This is a genomic window from Vulcanimicrobium alpinum (genome assembly GCF_027923555.1).
Lineage (GTDB): Bacteria > Vulcanimicrobiota > Vulcanimicrobiia > Vulcanimicrobiales > Vulcanimicrobiaceae > Vulcanimicrobium > Vulcanimicrobium alpinum.
The window spans coordinates 2075794-2097496 of sequence record NZ_AP025523.1; the positions used below are offsets into that span (position 1 = coordinate 2075794).

The 21703-nt window shown below is 62.6% G+C and carries 18 protein-coding genes and 3 pseudogenes; 9 read left to right on the top strand and 12 right to left on the bottom strand.

The genetic code is table 11. The features are described from left to right. The first annotated feature begins 127 nt into the window (after nt 1–127). Nucleotides 128–1519, top strand: coding sequence for an isocitrate lyase (gene aceA / locus WPS_RS10680; protein WP_317994485.1), 1392 nt, complete (start codon nt 128–130; stop codon nt 1517–1519). A gap of 24 nt (nt 1520–1543) precedes the next feature. Here aceA and WPS_RS10685 read toward each other — a convergent pair whose 3' ends face one another. The 3 genes from WPS_RS10685 to WPS_RS10695 form a co-directional block, all read right to left on the bottom strand. Then, nucleotides 1544–2209: an alpha-ketoglutarate-dependent dioxygenase AlkB family protein gene (locus tag WPS_RS10685; protein ID WP_317994486.1), complete on the bottom strand. Its 666-nt coding sequence runs from the start codon at nt 2207–2209 to the stop codon at nt 1544–1546. A gap of 41 nt (nt 2210–2250) precedes the next feature. After that, the gene (locus WPS_RS10690; RefSeq protein ID WP_317994487.1) at nt 2251–4869 is read right to left on the bottom strand and encodes a M1 family metallopeptidase; all 2619 of its coding nucleotides are present in this window, start codon (nt 4867–4869) and stop codon (nt 2251–2253) included. A gap of 62 nt (nt 4870–4931) precedes the next feature. Next, nucleotides 4932–5405, bottom strand: coding sequence for a ChaB family protein (locus WPS_RS10695; protein ID WP_405054883.1), 474 nt, complete (start codon nt 5403–5405; stop codon nt 4932–4934). 17 nt (nt 5406–5422) lie between these two features. Between WPS_RS10695 and WPS_RS10700 the strand changes: the two genes are divergently transcribed. Both WPS_RS10700 and WPS_RS10705 read left to right on the top strand, forming a co-directional pair. Further along, a complete protein-coding gene (locus tag WPS_RS10700) occupies nt 5423–5569 on the top strand; it encodes a hypothetical protein (protein ID WP_317994489.1) in 147 nt (48 codons plus the stop codon). A 68-nt stretch (nt 5570–5637) separates the two neighbouring features. Further along, entirely contained in the window at nt 5638–6213 is a 576-nt protein-coding gene (locus WPS_RS10705; RefSeq protein ID WP_317994490.1) for a hypothetical protein, read from the top strand. A gap of 83 nt (nt 6214–6296) precedes the next feature. Here WPS_RS10705 and WPS_RS10710 read toward each other — a convergent pair whose 3' ends face one another. Further along, nucleotides 6297–6599, bottom strand: a complete 303-nt coding sequence (locus WPS_RS10710) for a transposase (protein WP_317994491.1) — start codon at nt 6597–6599, stop codon at nt 6297–6299. Between the two features lie 261 nt (nt 6600–6860). Here WPS_RS10710 and WPS_RS10715 point away from each other — a divergent pair, with 261 nt between their 5' ends. Further along, nucleotides 6861–8078 (top strand): IS256 family transposase, encoded by a 1218-nt coding sequence (locus tag WPS_RS10715; RefSeq protein ID WP_317994492.1) that lies wholly within the window; start codon nt 6861–6863, stop codon nt 8076–8078. Nucleotides 8079–8294: 216 nt separating this feature from the next. Continuing rightward, nucleotides 8295–9323 carry an IS481 family transposase gene (locus WPS_RS10725; RefSeq protein WP_317994481.1) on the top strand — a complete coding sequence of 343 codons (1029 nt, stop codon included), beginning with the start codon at nt 8295–8297 and terminating at the stop codon, nt 9321–9323. Nucleotides 9324–9396: 73 nt separating this feature from the next. Here WPS_RS10725 and WPS_RS10730 read toward each other — a convergent pair. After that, a pseudogene (locus WPS_RS10730) lies at nt 9397–9576 on the bottom strand (IS3-like element ISAar44 family transposase); the annotation flags it as partial. A 100-nt stretch (nt 9577–9676) separates the two neighbouring features. On the opposite strand from WPS_RS10730, the gene WPS_RS10735 reads away from it, so the two are divergent. The 3 genes and pseudogenes from WPS_RS10735 to WPS_RS10745 form a co-directional block, all read left to right on the top strand. Beyond that, complete coding sequence (locus tag WPS_RS10735) at nt 9677–10111, top strand: transposase (protein ID WP_317994483.1); 435 nt, start codon at nt 9677–9679, stop codon at nt 10109–10111. Between the two features lie 17 nt (nt 10112–10128). Continuing rightward, the gene (locus tag WPS_RS10740; RefSeq protein ID WP_317997531.1) at nt 10129–11016 is read left to right on the top strand and encodes an IS3 family transposase; all 888 of its coding nucleotides are present in this window, start codon (nt 10129–10131) and stop codon (nt 11014–11016) included. A gap of 71 nt (nt 11017–11087) precedes the next feature. After that, nucleotides 11088–11801: pseudogene (locus tag WPS_RS10745) on the top strand (IS256 family transposase); the annotation flags it as partial. Nucleotides 11802–11850: 49 nt separating this feature from the next. On the opposite strand, the gene WPS_RS10750 reads toward WPS_RS10745, so the two are convergent. Continuing rightward, entirely contained in the window at nt 11851–13068 is a 1218-nt protein-coding gene (locus tag WPS_RS10750; protein ID WP_317994212.1) for an IS256 family transposase, read from the bottom strand. Between the two features lie 90 nt (nt 13069–13158). Here WPS_RS10750 and WPS_RS10755 point away from each other — a divergent pair. Continuing rightward, nucleotides 13159–13680: pseudogene (locus WPS_RS10755) on the top strand (transposase); the annotation flags it as partial. 143 nt (nt 13681–13823) lie between these two features. Here WPS_RS10755 and WPS_RS10760 read toward each other — a convergent pair. The 6 genes from WPS_RS10760 to rpoB form a co-directional block, all read right to left on the bottom strand. Continuing rightward, complete coding sequence (locus tag WPS_RS10760; RefSeq protein WP_317994493.1) at nt 13824–14828, bottom strand: IS3 family transposase; 1005 nt, start codon at nt 14826–14828, stop codon at nt 13824–13826. Continuing rightward, the gene (locus tag WPS_RS10765; protein ID WP_317994494.1) at nt 14825–15244 is read right to left on the bottom strand and encodes a transposase; all 420 of its coding nucleotides are present in this window, start codon (nt 15242–15244) and stop codon (nt 14825–14827) included. Before WPS_RS10765 ends, WPS_RS10760 begins: the two co-directional genes overlap by 4 nt. A 274-nt stretch (nt 15245–15518) precedes the next feature. After that, entirely contained in the window at nt 15519–16019 is a 501-nt protein-coding gene (locus WPS_RS10770) for a DDE-type integrase/transposase/recombinase (protein WP_317994495.1), read from the bottom strand. A gap of 62 nt (nt 16020–16081) precedes the next feature. Beyond that, a complete protein-coding gene (locus WPS_RS10775) occupies nt 16082–16516 on the bottom strand; it encodes a transposase (RefSeq protein WP_317994483.1) in 435 nt (144 codons plus the stop codon). Continuing rightward, nucleotides 16479–17297: an IS110 family RNA-guided transposase gene (locus WPS_RS10780; protein WP_317994496.1), complete on the bottom strand. Its 819-nt coding sequence runs from the start codon at nt 17295–17297 to the stop codon at nt 16479–16481. The genes WPS_RS10775 and WPS_RS10780 overlap by 38 nt, the downstream gene beginning before the upstream one ends. 252 nt (nt 17298–17549) lie before the next feature. Then, entirely contained in the window at nt 17550–21458 is a 3909-nt protein-coding gene (gene rpoB, locus WPS_RS10785; protein WP_317994497.1) for a DNA-directed RNA polymerase subunit beta, read from the bottom strand. Nucleotides 21459–21703 lie beyond the last annotated feature (245 nt).

Below are 21703 nucleotides of genomic sequence, written 5' to 3' on the forward strand. Positions count from 1 at the left end.
GCTAACGCGTCCCGATGTGCGCCGCAGCCTCGCTCGCATCCTCTCGCCTTTGCGCGGACGACCTCCGCGCCATTCGGGTTCCGGTTCGCGCATCTCGCGCAGCCAATGTCACCGCTCGCGTCCGGGCTTGGTACGCCATGCGCCGCCCGCGACTATACTCGGCAAAAGCCGTCCATTGGCGATCACGCTCCCATCCAATGCGACTTTTGTAGGAGGCGCCCCGGTGTTCGAACAGCCCTCGTCCCGCACCAACGGTCACTCGAACGGACACGTCACGGCGGCGACCGATCCGGACCGGCCGTACTCGGCGGACGATGTCGCACGCCTTCGCGGGTCGGTGCGCATCGAGCATACGCTCGCGCGCCGCGGCGCGGAGAAACTCCGCGCGCTCCTCGCGGAAAACGAGCCCGTCGCCGCACTCGGGTGCCTCACCGGCGGCCAAGCCGTCGAAGCCGTGAAAGCCGGCCTGAAGGCGATCTACCTCTCCGGCTGGCAAGTTGCCGCCGACGCGAACACCGCCGGTCAGATCTATCCCGACCAATCGCTGTATCCGTACGACTCGGTGCCGAAGGTCGTCGAGCGCATCAACAACGCGTTCCAGCGCGCCGACCAGATCGACAGCGTCGAAGGCCGCAGCGGCAACGATTGGTTCGCGCCGATCGTCGCCGATATGGAAGCCGGCTTCGGCGGTCCGCTCAACGTCTTCGAACTCACCAAGGCGATGATCGCCTCCGGCGCTGCCGGCGTGCACCTCGAAGATCAGCTCGCCTCGGAGAAGAAATGCGGGCACCTCGGAGGCAAAGTGCTGATCCCCACGCAGCAGGCGATCCGCAACCTGATCGCCGCGCGGCTCGCGATGGACGTGCTCGACGTCCCGACCGTCCTCGTCGCGCGCACCGACGCCGACGCAGCGAACCTTCTGCTCTCCGACATCGACGATCGCGACAAGCCGTTCCTCACCGGCGAACGCACCGCCGAAGGCTTTTACCGCGTGAAGCCCGGCATCGATCAGGCGATCGCGCGCGGCATCGCGTACGCGCCGTACTGCGATCTGATCTGGTGCGAAACTTCCCATCCGTCGCTCGAAGAAGCGAAGGCGTTCGCCGACGGCATCCACGCCAAGTTCCCGGGCAAGATGCTCGCGTACAATTGCTCGCCGTCATTCAACTGGAAGCTCAAGATCGACGAAGACACGATCGCGTCGTTCCGACAAACCCTCTACTCGTACGGCTACCGCTTCCAGTTCATCACGCTCGCAGGCTGGCACGCACTCAACCACTCGATGTTCGAACTCGCCTACGACTACCGCGAGCGCGGGATGTCGGCGTACGCGGACTTCCAGCAGCGCGAGTTCGCCAGCGAAAGCAAGGGCTACACGGCGACGCGCCATCAGCGCGAAGTCGGGACGGGCTACTTTGACGCGGTGACCAACGTGATCAGCGGCGGCACGTCGTCGACGACCGCGCTGACCGGCTCGACCGAAGAAGCGCAGTTCCAGCCGGCAGCGGCGGTCGCGTAGCACACGCGAACGCGGACGACGCGGTCAGCGCAGCGACGCGATCGCGTCGTCCGCATACGCGAGCAACTCGGACGCGGACGGCATCTCGCCGTCGCGCGCGCGATGCTGGCGGAACGTCACGTTGAGACGTTCGCCGGTGCTCCGCGGGTCGCGCGGAACGCGGTGCTCCCAGTACAGTTGGGTGTCGCCGCGCATGATCACCAGATCGCCGTGGGTCACCTCGACGCTCACCGGATCGTGGCGCAAGCCGCTGTCTTTCTTCGGCCGCAGTTGGAATGTGCGCGTCGCGCCCAGCGAAAGCGACGCGACGATCAGCCGCGCGTCGCGCGATCCGTCACGGTCACCATGCCATGCAACCGCATCGCGTCCGTCGCGATAGCGGTTGAGGAAGCAGTAGTCGTAGCGCGTCCCCGTGTAGCGTTCGACCGCGGCGCGGACGCGCTCGAGCGTCGGCGTCCACGGCTGCGGCATCTTCTCCCCGCGACCCGCCGTCTCGCGCGGCACCATCACCCGCTTTCCGTACATCAGCCGCGAATCGGCACGCCACCGCGTATCCGCGCTCAGCTCTCGTACCAACGCGTCGGCGATCTCACGGTCGAGGAACTCCGGGATATACGTGACGTCGCCGCGGTCGCCGACCAGGATCGTCGGACTGGCGGCGGAGGCGAAGAGCGCGAGCTGGCGGGCCATGGCGGATACGAACATACGTTCGCATCCGCGTCCTCAAAACCCTAGCGGGCCGCCCCCGGGGGGCGGCCGGCGAGGATCGCGTGCATTTGCTCGCCGAGACGCTTGCTCACCGCGACGTCAAACCGAGCCCTTGCGATCGACCGGGCGATGTACGGTGCCGCCTGTGACGGGAGCTTCGCCGTGAGCCACGCGTTGAGCTCGTCCGGCGACGCGGCACGCCAATACGTCGCCGCCACGCCCCGCGCGATGCCGATCATCGCCTCGAACGATGACTGCTTCCGCCGGAGCTTGTCGCTGTTGGCTCGATAGAACGCCCACGCCGCTTGCGGATTCCAGTTCGCGACGGTTCCCACGTAGCGCGCTCGAAGCCCGAACTCTTGCGGCGGGATCTCATCGCTCAGGGTCAGCGCGAGCGCGCGCTGCGCAAGCTGCGGGTCGCGCACGCTCATCAGCGCCGTGAGATATCGACGGGCGACCACCGGGTCCGTCGCGCTCGTGGCGAGCGTGTGGATTCGCTCCCATGTCGCCGCATCGGCGTTCGTCGCAACGATGGCCAGCACGAGGCGCTGTTCTTCCGGCGTCGCCGTTGCGTTCGGCGCCTGCATCGCCGCAAACCGGCGTCGCGCTTCCGCGACGGTCGCGGGATCGTTCCAATCGCCGAGCGCATCGAGCACCGTCGAGCGCAGATCGACGAGCGCCGGCGATTCGCCCGGCACGGCATCCCACGTGAGCGCCGCCGCGAGCGGGCTCACCAGGGCGCGCCCATAGGCCGCCACCGCGTCGTGATCGGGCGTGCCGCGCGCGTCGCGTTCGAGTGCCGCGAGCGCGCCGACGATCTGCTCCCACGCCCGCGCATCGCGCTCGCTCCCCATCGATCGCGCGAGCCCGAGATACCCCGTCAGCGGAACGCGGCCGGATCGCGCGAGCGCCCACTGATCGTCGAGCATCGCAATCTTGTCGGCGGCGGGAAGCGCTCCGAACGCGCGGCGGTTCACCTCGAACGTCGCTGCGTCGTAGGCGACGCGATAGTAGCCGACGTTCCCCGCGTTGACGCGCAGCGGTTCGCCGCAGCGTCCGGCGGGGATCCCGCTCTGCGACGCCGTCGCGAGCACGACGTACTCCGGCGTGCCGGCTGCTCCCGACGCAATCGCGACCGGAATGTTCCAGAGTTCGTTGGCCGGGTCGTCGCCGTCGAGCAGAAAACGATGCTGCGCAAGGGTGACGGTTCGATTTCCCGACGACGCGTCGCATACAGACGTTACGGAGACGAGCGGGAATCCCGGTTGCTCCGTCCACGCGCTCGCAAGCGCGGCGACGTCCTTGCGGCTCGCACCGCTGAGGCTGTTCCAGAGATCCGCGGTCGTGGCGTTCGAGTATTTGTGCGCCTGCATGTACGCGCGCACGCCGGCCTGGAACGTCTGCGGTCCGAGATACGCCTCGAGCATGCGCAGGAACGCTTGACCCTTGTCGTAGGTGATCTCTGAGTCGAACGAGGCTCCGGCCTGCAGTTCGTCGGTGACGTGCTGCTGGATCGCATGTGCCGCGAGCCGTGCGTCGGCGTTCATCGCCGATTCCTTGGAAGCGTCTTCGCGCTGAGCCCACTGCCACGACGGGTTGAAATGCTCGGTCGCCTTCGCCGACATCCACGACGCGAAGCTTTCGTTGAGCCAGATGTCGTCCCACCAGCCCATCGTGACCAGGTCGCCGTTCCATTGGTGCGCCATCTCGTGGGCGACGACGCTGAAGCCGTCCTCACGCTGTCCGACCGTCGCGCTGGGCGGATGCAGGATGATGTCCTGGTTGTAGGTGATGCCGCCCCAGTTTTCCATCGCGCCACCGAAGCCGCCGGGGATCGCGATGTGGTCGAGTTTCGGCAACGGAAACTTCACGCCGAAGTAGTCGTCATAGTAGGTGAGAATCCGTTCGGCGCTCTCGAGCGTGTAGCGGCCCTGCTCCTCGCTGCCGCGCACCGCCCACACGTTCTGTTTCACGCCGTCGGGCCCGGCGCCGCCGATCGACGCGAGATCGCCCGCCGAGAGCACGACGAGATACGACGGCATTCGCGGAGTGCGTGCGAACGTCGTCGTCGAGACGGCGCCGTGCACGCGACGAGCGACCGGCGGCGTGTTCGACACGGCGTTCCACGCCGCGGGGAGCGTCACCGTGAGCTGAAACGTCGCGCGGAACGCGGGCTCGTCCCAACTGGGGAACATGCGGCGCGCGTCGGTGGCTTCGAACTGCGTCGAGAGCATGCGCGCCGTCGTGCCGTCGCGACGGCGATAGTCTTGCGCGAACAGGCCCGCCGGCGCCTCGCCGATCGCTCCCGCGTACTGCACCGCGAGGACGTGCGCGCCCGCCCGCATGGGTGCGTGCAGCGCGAACGTGGTGAGCTGCTTGTCGTTTTCCGTGCGTACCGTCAGCGGCCGTCCGTCGAGCGTCGCCTTCGCGATGGTGAGGTCGAGCGTGTTGAGCACGATGCGGTCGGTGGGCGTGCGCGCGTCGAGCACAACGGATTCGGTGCCGGTGAAGCGCTTGGCGCTCGCATCGGGGACAATCGTGATGGTGTAGTCTTTCGGGACGATCGTCTTGGGCAAGCGCCCGGGCGTCGTGTCGAAGGCGAACGGCGCGACCGCCCCGGCCGGCGCGGTCGGGGCAAGCACGAGCGCGGCGGCAACCAATGGAAGAATACGGAGGAACATCGCGGCCCGCAATTCCGGACGCGTTACGATCGCTCCCGCCGCTTGCGATCCTGGCGATGGATCGCTTTCGCGATCGTGTCGGCGATCTCGGCTTTCGTCATGTGCGAGGTGGGCTGCGCGCCGAGTTCGCGCGCTTCGGCCAGGAGCTGCTCCTTCGTCTTGCCCTCCATGTCCACGCCGCCGAACGCCGGAGCGTCGGCATCGGGGCCGCCCTGCTCGGCGCGCGGGTCGGAAGGACCGCGTTCGGCCTTCGCTTCCCAGTGGTCGCCGACGCGCTCGAACGAGTGCTTCACCGCCGACCAGGCAACGCGATGTGCGCGTTCCTCGTCGCCGCCGTACTCGGCTTCGGCGTGCTCGAGCGTTTTCTCGTAGGTGTTCTGCGCTTTGCGCGGCGAGCGTTTCAGCGTCGACGGCAACCGGGGCGAAGTCGCCCTGGTCTCCCTTGTCCGGCATTGCGGCCTCCCCGGAGCGCGTTGCTCCGGTTCGGTCGTACCCATCGGGGAACAGAGACCGTATGAACGACGACAGGACGCCGGATCCCGGCGACGACCACGACGACGCCGTCATCGCGGCCGACGACACGGGGATGCTCTCCGGAGAGCGGTTGATCACCAACGCGGAATTACTTGAAGGCGGCCCGGGCCTCGCAGGTGACGTGTAACCGTTAACGTAACTCCGGAGGAGGTGAACGCAACTCGAAGCGCACGCGCCGGGCTCTGGGAGAAAGCGATGAGTCTCCCGCCGGCACGTGACGAAGATTTTCACGGCCAGCACCGTCGTCCGATCGGGGTCGACCCGCAGCATCTGCGGGTGATCAACGATACGGCACTACGGTCGCGACTGATCATGGCCGGGATCGCCGAGGGGCTGCAGTCACCCAAAGGGCCTCAGCGCATCAAGTCAATCATCCGCCTCTATCCCGACTTCGACGCGCCGCGCCCCACCAACAAACCGCGCACGATCCGCGCCGCTGCTCCCCCCAGCCACGAGCCTTCGCGCGCCGCGTTCGGCCTGCCGACCGTCGAAGAACTCAACGCGCTTCTCAACCGGATCCACCAAACCGAGCGCGAGGTCAGTCAGCAGCTGCAGGGTCAACTCGGCAACCAGATCGATCGGCTGAAAAAGCAGATCGCCGCGCTCGACGGCGACGAGTTCGAACGCGCCTTCCGCGAACTCGAAGCGGCGATGAAGCAGCGCCGCGAACTCGCCGGCGCAATCCGCGAGGAAGCGTTTCGTCGCATCGACGCCGACGGGTCGTTCGAGCCGCGCCGCTACCTGCGCCTCGTCTCGCGCGAACGCAGCTGAAACACATGACAAAAGAGCCCGGAGCAAACGCTCCGGGCTCTCTTTTTGCTGCGCTTCGACAAGCTCAGATTCCGTGTCCGCCGTCAAGCCGATACCGGTTGATAGGGCCGCTGATTCTTGAGTAGCGAGTAAGCCAGGCGCACGAGCTTGTGCATCACCGCCACGATGATTTGCTTGCCGCTCTTACCGCGCGCTTCGAGGCGATCGGCGAGCTCCTTGAAGGCCGGGACTTTGCGCTTTGCCGTCAGGGCAGCCATGTAGAGTGCCCGCCGGAGCTTCGCGTTGCCTGTCTTGCAAATGCGCGGCTTGCCCTTCACCGAGGTCCCGGAACTTGTCAAGTAATTTGATACCAGCAGGTTGCGGGAGTTTGTGAGCATCTTGGTCATGCGGCGATGTCGGCAGCCTTCGACTCGTTGATCCAGACTTGGCTCGGAATTGTTGCGAGTTTTGGCGCGCCAGCGGCAAAGCGATGCGGCTGCAACGCATAAGCAGCGATCATCGTCTTGTGACGCGCGGCGAGGATGGCTTCGCCCTGACCGAAGTGTACGGCAGAGTCCCTATAATTGATGTAAATTCAGCGGGCGGGTAGCCACCGCTCCGGTTCGAAGATTGACGTTGACAACACTTCAATCGAAAGGACCGGAACGGTGGCCGATTACGATCTTACCCTATCCCGCGACGCGATTCCAGCGTTGCTCGATCAACCTGCGGCGCTCGGGAAGCTCGTCGAAACGATTTTGAACCAAGTGCTCGAGGCGCAGATGCGCGATCATCTGGGCGCCGAGCGGTACGAACGCTGTCAAGAACGGGAGGGCTATCGGAATGGGTATCGCGATCGACAGCTCTCGACCCGCGTCGGATCGCTGGTCCTGCGCGTGCCGCAGACGCGCGACGGCAGCTTCTCAACCGACATCTTTGAGCGTTATCGCCGCAGCGAACAAGCCTTTGTCGTGGGCCTGATGGAGATGGTCGTCAACGGCGTCTCGACGCGGAAGGTCACGCGGATAACCGAAGGTCTGTGTGGGACGTCGTTTTCGAAGTCGACGGTCAGTCGCCTCGCGAAGGCCCTTGACGAGCCGGTCGCGGGATTCTTGAATCGCCGGCTCGACGCGGCGTACCCGTTCATCATCGTTGACGCGCTCTTCACGAAGGTGCGCACCGACAAGAGCGTCGTCAGCAAAGCGCTGCTCATCGCGAGCGGCATTCGTGCTGACGGATACCGCGAGATCCTTGGTCTTTCGATCGGCGATTCGGAGAGCTTTGCGACGTGGAACGAGTTCTTTCGCGGCCTCAAAGCACGCGGCTTGCACGGCGTCGACGTTGCCGTCTCCGACAATCACTCGGGCTTACGCGAGGCGATCGCCAAGCAATTCGTCGGCGCGACATGGCAGCGTTGCCAGTTCCACGTGATGAAGAACTTGCTCGATCACGCGCCCAAGAAAGAACGCGAAAACGTAACCGCTGCAGCTCGGCTGATCTTCCTCGCAACTGATCGCAAAGAGGCCGAGCGTCGATATGCGGAATTCATGGCCCGCTTCGCAGAAACGGCGCCCAAGTCGTGCGTGTGCTTGGAAGGAGCGTTCGAAGACATGTTTGCGATCTTGCCGCTGCCGGAGAAATATCGTCGGCGACTGCGCACGAGCAACATGCAAGAGCGGCTCAATGAAGAGATTCGTCGCCGGGAGAAAGTCATTCGCATTTTCCCAAACGACGCCGCAGCGATTCGCATGGTCGGCGCGTTACTCTCCGAGCAAAACGACGAATGGTTAAGCCGAGCCTACTTCGACATGACCGAATACTTCGAATGGAAAGCAACGACGGTGGCCAAGCCGGCCGCCGTAAAACGAGACAGACGAGCAGCCTAACTTACGCGATCGACGAACCGGAATTACAGCAGATTTGGGACTTGACTGAAGTGTACCGCCGCCGGCGTCAACATCGCAATTCCCGAATGGCGATGCTCGTTGTTGTACCACATAAAGTACGGCGAGCAGAACGCGTACGAGTCCTCAAGTGTAGAAGTCAGGATTTGATCTGACGGTTGTCGAATACCGGTGGTGAATCCTCCTGAGGAGCCATCCATGAACAGCGACCGAAAAGTCATCAAGGCGAAAGTGGGCCTACTCCAGCTCGGCAAGCAGCTCGGAAATGTGACTGAAGCCTGCCGCGTGATGGGTTACAGCCGTGATAGCTTCTACCGTTTCAAAGACCTCTACGAGACGGGCGGCGATCTGGCCTTGGCCGAGATCACCAAGCGAAAGCCGAACCTCAAGAACCGCATTGCTCCCGAAGTCGAGGATGCGATTGTCGATCTTGCGATCGAGTTCCCTGCGTACGGTCAAGTGCGCGCAGCGAACGAGCTCGCCAAGCGTGGGATGCGTATGTCGCCGGCGGGACTTCGCGGGGTGTGGCTGCGACACGATCTTGAGACGATGAAGAAACGGCTCAAAGCGCTGGAAGCAAAGAGCGCCCAAGATGGGCTCGTCCTGACTGAGGCGCAAGTCGTCGCGCTGGAGCGTGCCAAGCTCGAGAAAGAAGCGCACGGCGAGTTCGAGAGTGAGTGCCCCGGCTACTGCGGCGCGCAGGACACCTTCTTCGTTGGGACGATGAAGGGCGTCGGCCGCATCTACCAGCAGACCTTCATCGACACCTATGCGAAGGTGGGCGTCGCGAAGCTCTATTTGGACAAGACACCAATCACTGCGGCCGACCTGCTCAACGATCGCGTGTTACCGCTATACGAAGAGTACGGGATTACGTTGCAACGGATCCTGACCGACCGCGGCACGGAGTTTTGCGGGCGTGAGGGACATCCGTACGAGCTCTACCTGGCGATCGAAGACATCGACCACACCCGAACGAAGGCACGCCATCCGCAGACCAACGGCATCGTCGAGCGTTTTCACAAAACGATGCTTGATGAGTTTTATCGGATCGCGTTTCGCAAGACGATCTACACGTCGCTCGAGCAACTGCAGCGGGACCTCGATGCGTGGACCGAGGAGTACAACACGCAGCGTCCGCATCAAGGACGCTGGTGCTACGGCAAGACGCCGATGCAGACATTCGTCGACAGTGTCTCCCTTGCGAAAGAGAAACAGATCGCTTAGACTGAAACCCAACCTATCTGACACTACCGCAAGATCGTACGACTGTCAGATCACATAGTAGCTAGTACACCTCAAGCGATCCGAACGCCGATGGAAACGTCGGCTGGTACTTCAGCGTCTTGAACGACGATTCGATGAACGGATTGTCGTCGCTCACGCGCGGGCGGCTATAGGATCGCGCGACGCCCATCTTGTCGAGAAGATCACACACTGGCTGCGCGGTCATCTCGGTTCCGCGATCGCTGTGAACGACGGCTTGTCGCGGCTCGATTCCTTCGCCCCATGTGTCAGGATGATGTGGTACCAGCTCCCTCGGAAAAGTTCTGTTAAGCTGGGGCTGTCAGGAGCATACCATGAACCCACCCTCAAACGGTTCGCCGCCGTCGATTGAGCGTCGGCTCTCGATTGTCGAGACGCCGGTTCAGCGGCCGACGCGACGTCGCTTCTCGGTCGCCGAAAAGGCGCGTATTGTGAACGATGCTGATGCCTGCGAGTCGGGTACGGTCGGTGCGTTCTTGCGCCGCGAAGGCATCTACTCTTCGCAGCTGTACGCATGGCGCAAGGAGCGCGATCGCGGCGATTACGATCCAAAGGAAATTAAGGCCCGAGCTCTCGATCGTAAGGAAGCCGAATCGCTCAAGAAAACGAACCACGAGCAAGACATTGAGATACGCAGGTTGCAACGCAAGATCGCGCGCTTGGAGCTTCTCGAAGACATCCGAAAAAAAGCAGCGGGGCTCTTGAACATCGAGTACAAGAGCCCCGAGTTCGACGACCTGGACGACTGATCGATGTTGCGCTCGAGCTGTGCGCAACGGCACCCGAACGCGCGACGTGCCTTGCGCTCGGCGTGAGCCGCTCGACGTTACGTCGGCGGCGCAAACCCGCAGGCGAGCGCGCGCTGCTCAAGACGATCGCGCGCCGCAACGCATTGAGCGAAGCCGAGCGCCGGTATGTCGCGGCGGTGTTGTGCTGCGAGCGATTTGCAGACCTTGCCGTGCCGCAAGTCTTCACGCGCCTGCTCGACGAGGGAACGTATCTGTGTTCGGTAAGCACGATGTATCGCATCCTACGAGCAAACGCGCAAGTCCGCGAACGGCGGCGTCTTGCGCGCCATCCCGCGCATGAGAAGCCACGCCTGGTTGCTAACGCGCCGCGACAAGTCTTGACGTGGGATATCACCAAGTTGCCGAGTTCCGTCAAGGGCGTGTACTTTTCGTTGCTCGTGATGATCGACATCTTCAGCCGATACGTCGTCGGCTGGACCATCGTGCGGCGTGCCAACGCCGAGATCGCGGCGGAATTCATTCGTGCGACGCTCCTGCGCGAAGGAATCGAGCCGCGACAAGCCGTCGTTCACAGCGATCGCGGAACCGAGATGACCGCGCAGCCAGTGTGTGATCTTCTCGACAAGATGGGCGTCGCGCGATCCTATAGCCGCCCGCGCGTGAGCGACGACAATCCGTTCATCGAATCGTCGTTCAAGACGCTGAAGTACCAGCCGACGTTTCCATCGGCGTTCGGATCGCTTGAGGACTCGTACGCGTTCTGCTCGCCGTACTTTATGTGGTACAACAACGAGCATCGCCATTCGGGAATTGCGATGTTGACGCCGGCGGCGGTACACTTCGATCAGGGCGAAGCCATCCTCGCCGCGCGTCACGGCCGAGTCCGTATAATTGATGTAAATTGAGCGGGCGGGTAGCCACCGCCCCGGTTCGAAGATTGACGTTGTTCAACACCTCAATCGAAAGGACCGAAACGGTGGCCGATTACGATCTTACCCTATCCCGCGACGCGATTCCAGCTTTGCTTGATCAGCCGGCGGCGCTCGGCAAACTCGTCGAAGTGATTCTCAACCAAGTGCTCGAGGCACAGATGCGCGATCATCTGGGCGCCGAGCGGTACGAGCGCTGTGAAGAACGGGAGGGCTATCGAAATGGGTATCGCGATCGACAGCTCTCGACCCGCGTCGGCTCGCTGGTCCTGCGCGTGCCGCAGACGCGCGACGGCAGCTTCTCAACCGACATCTTCGAGCGTTATCGCCGCAGCGAACAAGCCTTCGTCGTGGGCCTGATGGAGATGGTCGTCAACGGCGTCTCGACGCGGAAGGTCACGCGGATAACCGAAGGTCTGTGTGGGACGTCGTTTTCGAAATCGACGGTAAGTCGCCTTACGAAGGCACTCGACGAGCCGGTCGCGGGATTCTTGAATCGCCGGCTCGACGCAGCGTACCCATTCATCATCGTTGACGCGCTCTTTACGAAGGTGCGCACCGACAAGAGCGTCGTCAGCAAAGCGCTGCTCATCGCGAGCGGCATTCGTGCTGACGGATACCGAGAAATCCTTGGTCTTTCGATCGGCGATTCGGAGAGCTTTGCGACGTGGAACGAGTTCTTTTGCGGCCTCAAAGCACGCGGCTTGCACGGCGTCGACGTTGCCGTCTCCGACAATCACTCGGGCTTACGCGAGGCGATCGGAGTCAAGTCCCAAATCTGCTGTAATTCCGGTTCGTCGATCGCGTTAGTTAGGCTGCTCGTCTGTCTCGTTTTACGGCGGCCGGCTTGGCCACCGTCGTTGCTTTCCATTCGAAGTATTCGGTCATGTCGAAGTAGGCTCGGCTTAACCATTCGTCGTTTTGCTCGGAGAGTAGCGCGCCGACCATGCGAATCGCCGCGGCGTCGTTTGGGAAGATGCGAATGACTTTCTCCCGGCGACGAATCTCTTCATTGAGCCGCTCTTGCATGTTGCTCGTGCGCAGTCGCCGGCGATATTTCTCCGGCAGCGGCAAGATCGCAAACATGTCTTCGAACGCTCCTTCCAAGCACACGCACGACTTCGGCGCTGTTTCTGCGAAGCGGGCCATGAATTCCGCATATCGACGCTCAGCCTCTTTGCGATCAGTTGCGAGAAAGATCAGCCGAGCTGCAGCGGTTACGTTTTCGCGTTCTTTCTTGGGCGCGTGATCGAGCAAGTTCTTCATCACGTGGAACTGGCAGCGCTGCCATGTCGCGCCGACGAATTGCTTGGCGATCGCCTCGCGTAAGCCCGAGTGATTGTCGGAGACGGCAACGTCGACGCCGTGCAAGCCGCGTGCTTTGAGGCCGCGAAAGAACTCGTTCCACGTCGCAAAGCTCTCCGAATCGCCGATCGAAAGACCAAGGATCTCGCGGTATCCGTCAGCACGAATGCCGCTCGCGATGAGCAGCGCTTTGCTGACGACGCTCTTGTCGGTGCGCACCTTCGTGAAGAGCGCGTCAACGATGATGAATGGGTACGCTGCGTCGAGCCGGCGATTCAAGAATCCCGCGACCGGTTCGTTGAGTGCCTTCGTAAGGCGACTTACCGTCGATTTCGAAAACGACGTCCCGCAGAGGCCTTCGGTTATCCGCGTGACCTTCCGCGTCGAGACGCCGTTGACGACCATCTCCATCAGGCCCACGACAAAGGCTTGTTCGCTGCGGCGATAACGCTCAAAGATGTCGGTTGAGAAGCTGCCGTCGCGCGTTTGCGGCACGCGCAGGACCAGCGATCCGACGCGGGTCGAGAGCTGTCGATCGCGATACCCATTCCGATAGCCCTCCCGTTCTTGACAGCGTTCGTACCGCTCGGCGCCCAGATGATCGCGCATCTGTGCCTCGAGCACTTGGTTGAGAATCACTTCGACGAGTTTGCCGAGCGCTGCCGGCTGATCGAGCAAAGCTGGAATCGCGTCGCGGGATAGGGTAAGATCGTAATCGGCCACCGTTCCGGTCCTTTCGATTGAGGTGTTGAACAACGTCAATCTTCGAACCGGGGCGGTGGCTACCCGCCCGCTCAATTTACATCAATTATAGGGACTCGGCCGGCGATCGCCAAGCAATTCGTCGGCGCGACGTGGCAGCGTTGCCAGTTCCACGTGATGAAGAACTTGCTCGATCACGCGCCCAAGAAAGAACGGGAAAACGTAACCGCTGCAGCTCGGCTGATCTTCCTCGCAACTGATCGCAAAGAGGCCGAGCGTCGATATGCGGAATTCATGGCCCGCTTCGCAGAAACGGCGCCCAAGTCGTGCGTGTGCTTGGAAGGAGCGTTCGAAGACATGCTTGCGATCTTGCCGCTGCCGGAGAAATATCGCCGGCGACTGCGCACGAGCAACATGCAAGAGCGGCTCAATGAAGAGATTCGTCGCCGGGAGAAAGTCATTCGCATTTTCCCAAACGACGCCGCAGCGATTCGCATGGTCGGCGCGTTACTCTCCGAGCAAAACGACGAATGGTTAGGCCGAGCCTACTTCGACATGACCGAATACTTCGAATGGAAAGCAACGACGGTGGCCAAGCCGGCCGCCGTAAAACGAGACAGACGAGCAGCCTAACTTACGCGATCGACGAACCGGAATTACAGCAGATTTGGGACTTGACTCGCGTCACAAGACGATGATCGCTGCTTATGCGTTGCAGCCGCATCGGAATCTGTCAAGGTGTTTGGTCCTGTTAGTCATCTGCTTTTTGTGAGCGCCTACACGGCGACCCCGTCGTGAGCGGGCGGATTTATCCACACCGCGGGCGGTAACACGATCCGCTTTGGCGATCCGCCGATGAATCGTTCCGGTTTGGCGCGGTAAGCCGCGAGCATCACGTCGTGTCTGGCGGCGAGCACGCGGTCCGCCTGGCCGTGATGCACCATTGCCGGCGTCAGCATCGCGATTCCGGAGTGCCGGTGCTCGTTGTTGTACCAGGTCATGAACTCACCAACGAAATCGTGCCCGTGCTCAAACGACCCAAATCGATCGGGGAATTCGGGATGGTACTTCAGCGTGCGGAACTGGGACTCCGAGAAGGGGTTATCGTCGCTAACGTGCGGACGGCTGTGCGAACGTACGACGCCGAGCTTGTCCATCAGGGCGCACACGGGTTGCGCCGTCATCTCCGCGCCGCGATCGGCGTGAACGATCGCGTGCCCGGGCTGGATGCCTTCACGTTCCAGCGTCTGCGCGATGAAGTGCCGTGCGAGTTCGGCGTTGGCCCGATGCACGAGCATCCAGCCGACGACAAACCGGCTGAAGATGTCGAGCATCACCAGCAGCGAGAACCACTCACCCGGGTGCGGGCCGCGCAGCTTCGTGATATCCCACGAGAAAACTTGACGCGGACCGGTGGCCACCAGTTCGGGCTTACGGTACTCCGGATGACGTGCAATACGGCGACGTTCGCGCACCTCCGCGTTTGCTCGCAGCAGGCGGTACATCGTGCTCACCGAGCACAGGTAGATACCTTCGTCCAGCAAGGTCGCGTGGATCGTCGCCGGCGCGCGATCGGCAAACCGCTCGCCATGCAGCACCGCGAGCACCTCAGCTTGCTCGTGTTCGCTCAGTGCTCTTCTCGAGCGCCGGCGCGAGATCACGGACGGAAGTCGTTCCGGCGTGCCGTTTAGGCGGCGCCGCAGCGTCGAGCGGCTGATGCCCGCTGCAGTGCACAACGCGCGCTGCGGAATCTCGTGGGCAAGTTCCAGCGCCGCACTCATTCTGCGTTCTCGTTCGTCTCGGGGCTCTCCAGATCGACGCCCAGGAGCCCCGCAAATTTTTTTTGGATATCGTTTATGAGCTCGGCGCGCGCCAACTGGCGACGGAGTTTCCGGTTTTCCCGCTCGAGTTCTTTGAGCCGCTGCGCAACCTCGTCGGCTTGCATTTTGGCTTTTGCACGTTGGCGCACCGCACCTGGATCGAGGTCGCCTTGATCGCGCTGCCTTCGCCAGGCATAGAGCTGCGATGAGTAAATACCTTCGCGCCGGAGAAACGCTCCGATCGTGCCGGCTGGACGCGCATCAGCCTCGCGCACGATGCGCAGCTTCTCGGCGGCGGAGAACCGACGTCGCTGAGGTTTTTGGGGTGAACTGGTTGCCTTGATTTCCGTTGAAACGGTTCCGTTCGAGGACTGCATCTGTTGCAGGACTTTCTCGCCCCCGCGTGCTTTGCATCGTTCCGGATGTTTTCCACAGTATCCCCGTTATCCACAGCTCTGCTGCTGCGACGAACGTTGTACAAAAAACTCCCTATGCTACCGGTACCACTCTATCTTGACACGGGGGGCATCGCTTTGCCGCTGGCGCGCCAAAACTCGCAACAATTCCGAGCCAAGTCTGGATCAACGAGTCGAAGGCTGCCGACATCGCCGCATGACCAAGATGCTCACAAACTCCCGCAACCTGCTGGTATCAAATTACTTGACAAGTTCCGTCGCGCAGGAGCGTCGCACGAATGAATTCCGCCGCGATCTCGGCGTTGGCACGCCGCACGATGGTCCAGCCGACGACGTATCGGCTGAAGATGTCGATCATCACGAGCAACGAAAAGTACACGCCCTTGACGGAACTCGGCAACTTGGTGATATCCCACGTCAAGACTTGTCGCGGCGCGTTAGCAACCAGGCGTGGCTTCTCATGCGCGGGATGGCGCACAAGACGCCGCCGTTCGCGGACTTGCGCGTTTGCTCGTAGGATGCGATACATCGTGCTTACCGAACACATATACGTTCCCTCGTCGAGCAGGCGCGTGAAGACTTGCGGCACGGCAAGGTCTGCAAATCGCTCGCAGCACAACACCGCCGCGACATACCGGCGCTCGGCTTCGCTCAATGCGTTGCGGCGCGCGATCATCTTGAGCAGCGCGCGCTCGCCTGCGGGTTTGCGCCGCCGACGTAACGTCGAGCGGCTCACGCCGAGCGCAAGGCACGTCGCGCGTTCGGGTGCCGTTGCGCACAGCTCGAGCGCAACATCGATCAGTCGTCCAGGTCGTCGAACTCGGGGCTCTTGTACTCGATGTTCAAGAGCCCCGCTGCTTTTTTTCGGATGTCTTCGAGAAGCTCCAAGCGCGCGATCTTGCGTTGCAACCTGCGTATCTCAATGTCTTGCTCGTGGTTCGTTTTCTTGAGCGATTCGGCTTCCTTACGATCGAGAGCTCGGGCCTTAATTTCCTTTGGATCGTAATCGCCGCGATCGCGCTCCTTGCGCCATGCGTACAGCTGCGAAGAGTAGATGCCTTCGCGGCGCAAGAACGCACCGACCGTACCCGACTCGCAGGCATCAGCATCGTTCACAATACGCGCCTTTTCGGCGACCGAGAAGCGACGTCGCGTCGGCCGCTGAACCGGCGTCTCGACAATCGAGAGCCGACGCTCAATCGACGGCGGCGAACCGTTTGAGGGTGGGTTCATGGTATGCTCCTGACAGCCCCAGCTTAACAGAACTTTTCCGAGGGAGCTGGTACCACATCATCCTGACACATGGGGTCCCGGACTGCCGCTCTGCCGGCGTAAGGCCGGCATACGCCGCTGCGGCTTTGGCACTATGGAGCCGATGCACCGGCAACTCCGCAAGCACGTTTGCCGCTGTCAAGGACGCGACGCCTGGTATGGTCTGAAGAAGCTGCGCGTTCCGGCTTAGCGTGACATCCGAGCAAAGAACACCTTGGATCTGCGACTCGATCTGCTTGACCATCTCCGCGATACCGACCAGATGCGTTTCGTTCATTTTGAGCAGCGTTGCTCCGACGGCGACGGATTGCACGATCTGCGTAAGGGCAATACGCTGCGCGATGAGCTGGTCGCGATACGCCAGCAAACCGCGCAGGGACAGGATTTCGTCGCTATCAGGCTCCCAGAGCGCGGGGCGCTCGGAGGCGCAGAATTGGGCCAGCATTCGAGCGTCGACCGCATCGGTCTTGGTCCGCAGCAAACGGCTCTTCGCAAAATATGCCGTACGCGTCGGGTTCACCACGCTCACCCGGATTTTCGCTTTGTGCAAGTTCGCCGCTAAGTGGCGCCAATACGGCCCGGTTGACTCCATGCACACATGAACCTCGTGGGCGCGATGCGTGCGCAACCAACTGCGAAGCTTTCTGAAGCCGGTTCGCGTGTTCTCAAAACTCGCCTCACTGCGCTTCTCGCCGCGTTGCAAGCAGCAGTGGAACGTGTCCTTAGAGATATCGACGCCCAACATGCTCATCGCAGGATTTCCCTCTAGGTTCCGGCGTAGCGATCATCTTACCAGGCTCATGCATACGGGCTCGTCGCAGACGGCCCACGATTCCGTTCGGCTGATCGCTTGGAGGTTGGTGCGAGCGCCAATCTGAGCTACGGGCTCTTGGGCCCAGGCGTGACGACGGCGCTCGACACCGCGTAGGGGGATGATTCGTTCGAGTCATCCCCCTACCCCATCATATGAGCGTGACGACGGGGTCGGCGCGACTCAGTAGTCGTCGTCGGTGGAGTGGGCCAGGGGGCCTTCGTCCTCTTCTTCCTCTTCCTTGTATTCTTCGTCTTCTTCTTCGAGCGTGTAGCCCTCGTCGACGTCTTCCTCTTCGGCGACGGCCGGGATCTCTTCGTCGGTGACTTCGTCGACGACGATCTCGCCGTCGTCCGTCATCGTCGCGCGCAGACCGCCGAGCGGGCTCGTCGGGAGGATGTCGTCGTCGGGCGCACGTCCGCCGCGCGCCGGAGCGGCGCTGACGAGCGGAGCCGAATCGTCGATCTCCTCTTCTTCCTCTTCGGGCTCTTCCTCGACGATCGCGCCGGCGGCTTCGCCCTCTTCACCCTCGACCGGAACGCCGACCGCGGCGGCCGCGGCTTGCGAGATCCGTTCGCGTTCGGCTTCGCGTTCCGCGAGCGCGGTCTGCGAAAGGCGCGGATCTTCGTCGCCCATCAGCAGCCCGATCTCTTGGGCACGCTCCGCCATGTCGTCGTCCTGGATGCGGATTTCGACCTCTTCGCGCTGCTCCGTCAACACCTTGACGTCGAGCGCGAGCGACTGGAGTTCCTTGATCAGGACCTTGAACGATTCCGGGACGCCCGGCTCGAGCACGTTCTCGCCCTTGACGATCGCTTCGTACGTCTTCACGCGACCCACGACGTCGTCGGACTTGACCGTGAGGAGTTCTTGCAGGGTGTACGCAGCGCCGTACGCTTCGAGCGCCCAGACTTCCATCTCGCCGAAGCGCTGGCCGCCGAACTGCGCCTTGCCGCCCAGCGGCTGCTGCGTGATCATCGAGTAGGGGCCGGTCGAGCGCGCGTGGATCTTGTCGTCGACGAGATGCGCGAGCTTGAGCATGTAGATCATGCCGACGGTGATCGGGCGTCCGAAACGTTCGCCCGAACGGCCGTCACGCAGCCAGGTCTTGCCGTCCGCAGGGAGTCCCGCGTCCATCAGCCATTCCGCGATGTCTTCCGAATGCGCACCGTCGAACACCGGCGTCGCGATGTGCATGTCGAGCATGCGCGCCGCCCAGCCGAGGTGCGTCTCCATGATCTGCCCGAGGTTCATGCGCGACGGCACGCCCAGCGGATTGAGCACGATGTCGACCGGCGTGCCGTCCTCGAGGTACGGCATGTCCTCTTCCGGCAGCACCTTGGCGATGACGCCCTTGTTGCCGTGCCGGCCAGCCATTTTGTCGCCCTGCAGAATCTTGCGCTTCTGCGCGACGTAGACGCGGACGAGGTGGTTGACGCCGGGCGAGAGTTCGTCGCCGTTCTCGCGCGAGAAGCGCTTGACGTCGATGATCTTGCCCTTCTCACCGTGCGGCACTTTGAGCGAGGTATCGCGCACTTCGCGTGACTTCTCACCGAAAATCGCGCGCAGCAGGCGCTCTTCCGCCGTCAGCTCGGTCTCGCCCTTAGGCGTGACTTTCCCGACCAGGATGTCTTCCGGACGGACTTCCGCGCCGATGCGGACGATGCCGTTCTCGTCGAGATCCTTGAGCGAGTCTTCGCCGACGTTGGGGATGTCGCGCGTGATCTCTTCGGGCCCGAGCTTCGTGTCGCGGGCTTCGCACTCGTACTCCTCGATGTGGATCGAGGTGAAGCGGTCGTCCTTGACCATCCGCTCGGAGATCAGGATCGCGTCTTCGTAGTTGTAGCCTTCCCACGGCATGAACGCGACGAGCACGTTCTGACCGAGCGCGAGCTCGCCCACGTCCGAGGACGGACCGTCGGCGAGAATCTGACCGCGCACGACCTTGTCGCCGACCGCGACGATCGGACGCTGGTTGATGCACGTCCCCGCGTTGGAGCGCGTGAACTTGAGCAGGTCGTAGGAGTGCTCGAGGCCGTCCTCGTCGTGCTTGACGACGATCGCGTGCGCGTCGGCGGCAACGATCTCGCCGTCGGCACGCGCGAGCACGCAGCCCCCCGAGTCCTTTGCCGCGCGGTACTCCATCCCGGTGCCGACGATCGGCGCCTGCGGACGGAGCAGCGGCACGGCCTGACGCTGCATGTTCGCGCCCATCAGCGCGCGGTTGGCGTCGTCGTGCTCGAGGAACGGGATCAGCGCCGTCGCGACCGAGACGATCTGCTTCGGCGAGACGTCCATGAGCTGAACTCTTTCCGGCGGCTCTTCGACGTACTCTTCGGCGTAGCGGGCGACGACCGAACTCGCGATGATCTTGCCGCGATCGTCCATCTCCGTGTTCGCCTGCGCGACGATATAATCGTCTTCGCGATCCGCGGTGAAGTAGCGAATGTCGTCGGTGACGATCCCGTCCTTCACGACGCGGTACGGCGTCTCGATGAAGCCGTAGCGGTTGACGCGCGCGAACGTCGCGAGCGAACCGATCAGACCGATGTTCGGGCCTTCCGGCGTCTCGATCGGGCAGATGCGGCCGTAGTGCGAGTGGTGGACGTCGCGGACTTCGAAGCCCGCGCGTTCACGCGAGAGACCGCCCGGCCCGAGCGCCGAGAGGCGCCGCTTGTGCGTCAGCTCGGCGAGCGAGTTGGTCTGGTCCATGAACTGCGAGAGCTGCGAGGAGCCGAAGAACTCTTTGATCGCCGCGACGACCGGGCGGATGTTGATCAGCGCCTGCGGCGTCACCGTCTCGATGTCCTGAACCGTCATGCGCTCGCGCACGACGCGTTCGAGGCGCAGCAAACCGACGCGGAACTGGTTCTGCAGCAGCTCGCCGACGGAGCGGATGCGGCGATTGCCGAGATGGTCGATGTCGTCCTTGTGAACGACCTTGCCCTGCACCTTGATGAGGCGACGCAGCACCGCGATCATGTCCTCGCGCGTGAGCGCCTTCTTGTCGATCGGCGGAATGCGCAGGCCGGCGGCGGGGTACTCTTTCTCGAGCTTCCCGCTGAGCTTATAGCGGCCGACGCCGGCGAGATCGTAGCGCTTCTCGTCGAAGAACAGAGATTCGAGGAGCTTCTCGGCGTTCTCCGCGTTTTCGGGCTCGCCCGGGCGGAGCTTTTTGTAGATCTCCTTGAGCGCGTCTTCCTTGGTCTTGATGTCCTTGTCTTTTTCGAGACAGTTCGCGATCAGCGGGCTGTTGTCGAAGAGCGCCAGGATCGCTTCGTCGTTTTCCCAGTTATGGCCGAGATCGGGACGCGAGAGCGCGCGCACGAAGGTCGTCGCGTAGATCTTGCGATTCTTGTCGATGCGGACGCCGATCGTGCCTTCGGTCTCGTCGTTCTTCGTGCCGTTGTCGGTCTCGAACTCGATCCACGCGCCGCGATTCGGGATGATCGTCGCGTTGAACGTCGGACGGTTGTTGGTGTCGACGTCCTGCAAGAAATAGACGCCCGGCGAGCGGACGAGCTGGCTCACGATCACGCGCTCCGCGCCGTTGATCATGAACGTGCCCTTGTCGGTCATGAGCGGGAAATCGCCCATGAAGATTTCCTGGTCGGGGATACCCTTGATCTCACCCGACTCCGCGGTGATCAGGCGGACGCGGACGCGCAGCGGCGCCGAGTACGTCATGTCGCGCTCGCGGCATTCCTCGACGGAGTACTTCGGCTCGCCCAGGCTGTGTTCACCGAACTCCAGCACGAGGTTGCCGGTGAAATCCTTGATCGGCGAGATCGACTCGAACGCTTCCTTCAACCCGTCGCTGATGAACCACTTAAAGGAGGCTTTCTGCAGCTCGATCAGGTCGGGAAGCTGCAGTACGTCTTTGATCTTCGCGAACGAATGGCGCTGCCGCTTCGGGCCGGGATCCTCCGGCAGTTCGACGGTGAACGCTTCCTCGGGGACGTGGAAGCTCGCGCTCGCGATGTTCTCTTGCTTGACCGCGGTCCCGGTCGCCGGCGCTGGGGGTGCCGCTTCGGTCTTCTTGCGGCTGCGCGTCGTCGTCTTGGGTTTATCCGCCGTCGTCTTCGTCGCCATTCTGTCTCTGGGGTTCTTCCTGCGTAGCTCACGCGCGGTCGGGGCCGATCAACGCGAAAAGGCAAGGACCGCCTCCCGTCACCCTGAGCTTGTCGAAGGGTGGAGTGAGGGGTCCTCGCTCGTTCGATATGCCGCTATCCGCCGAGGGGCATAGGGCGGTATCGTACTACGCCACGTCCACTCAGGTCAACCCCGGGAGCGGAACTTCCGAAAACCCGGAGCTGACGGAGCCGGGACGCCGGGGC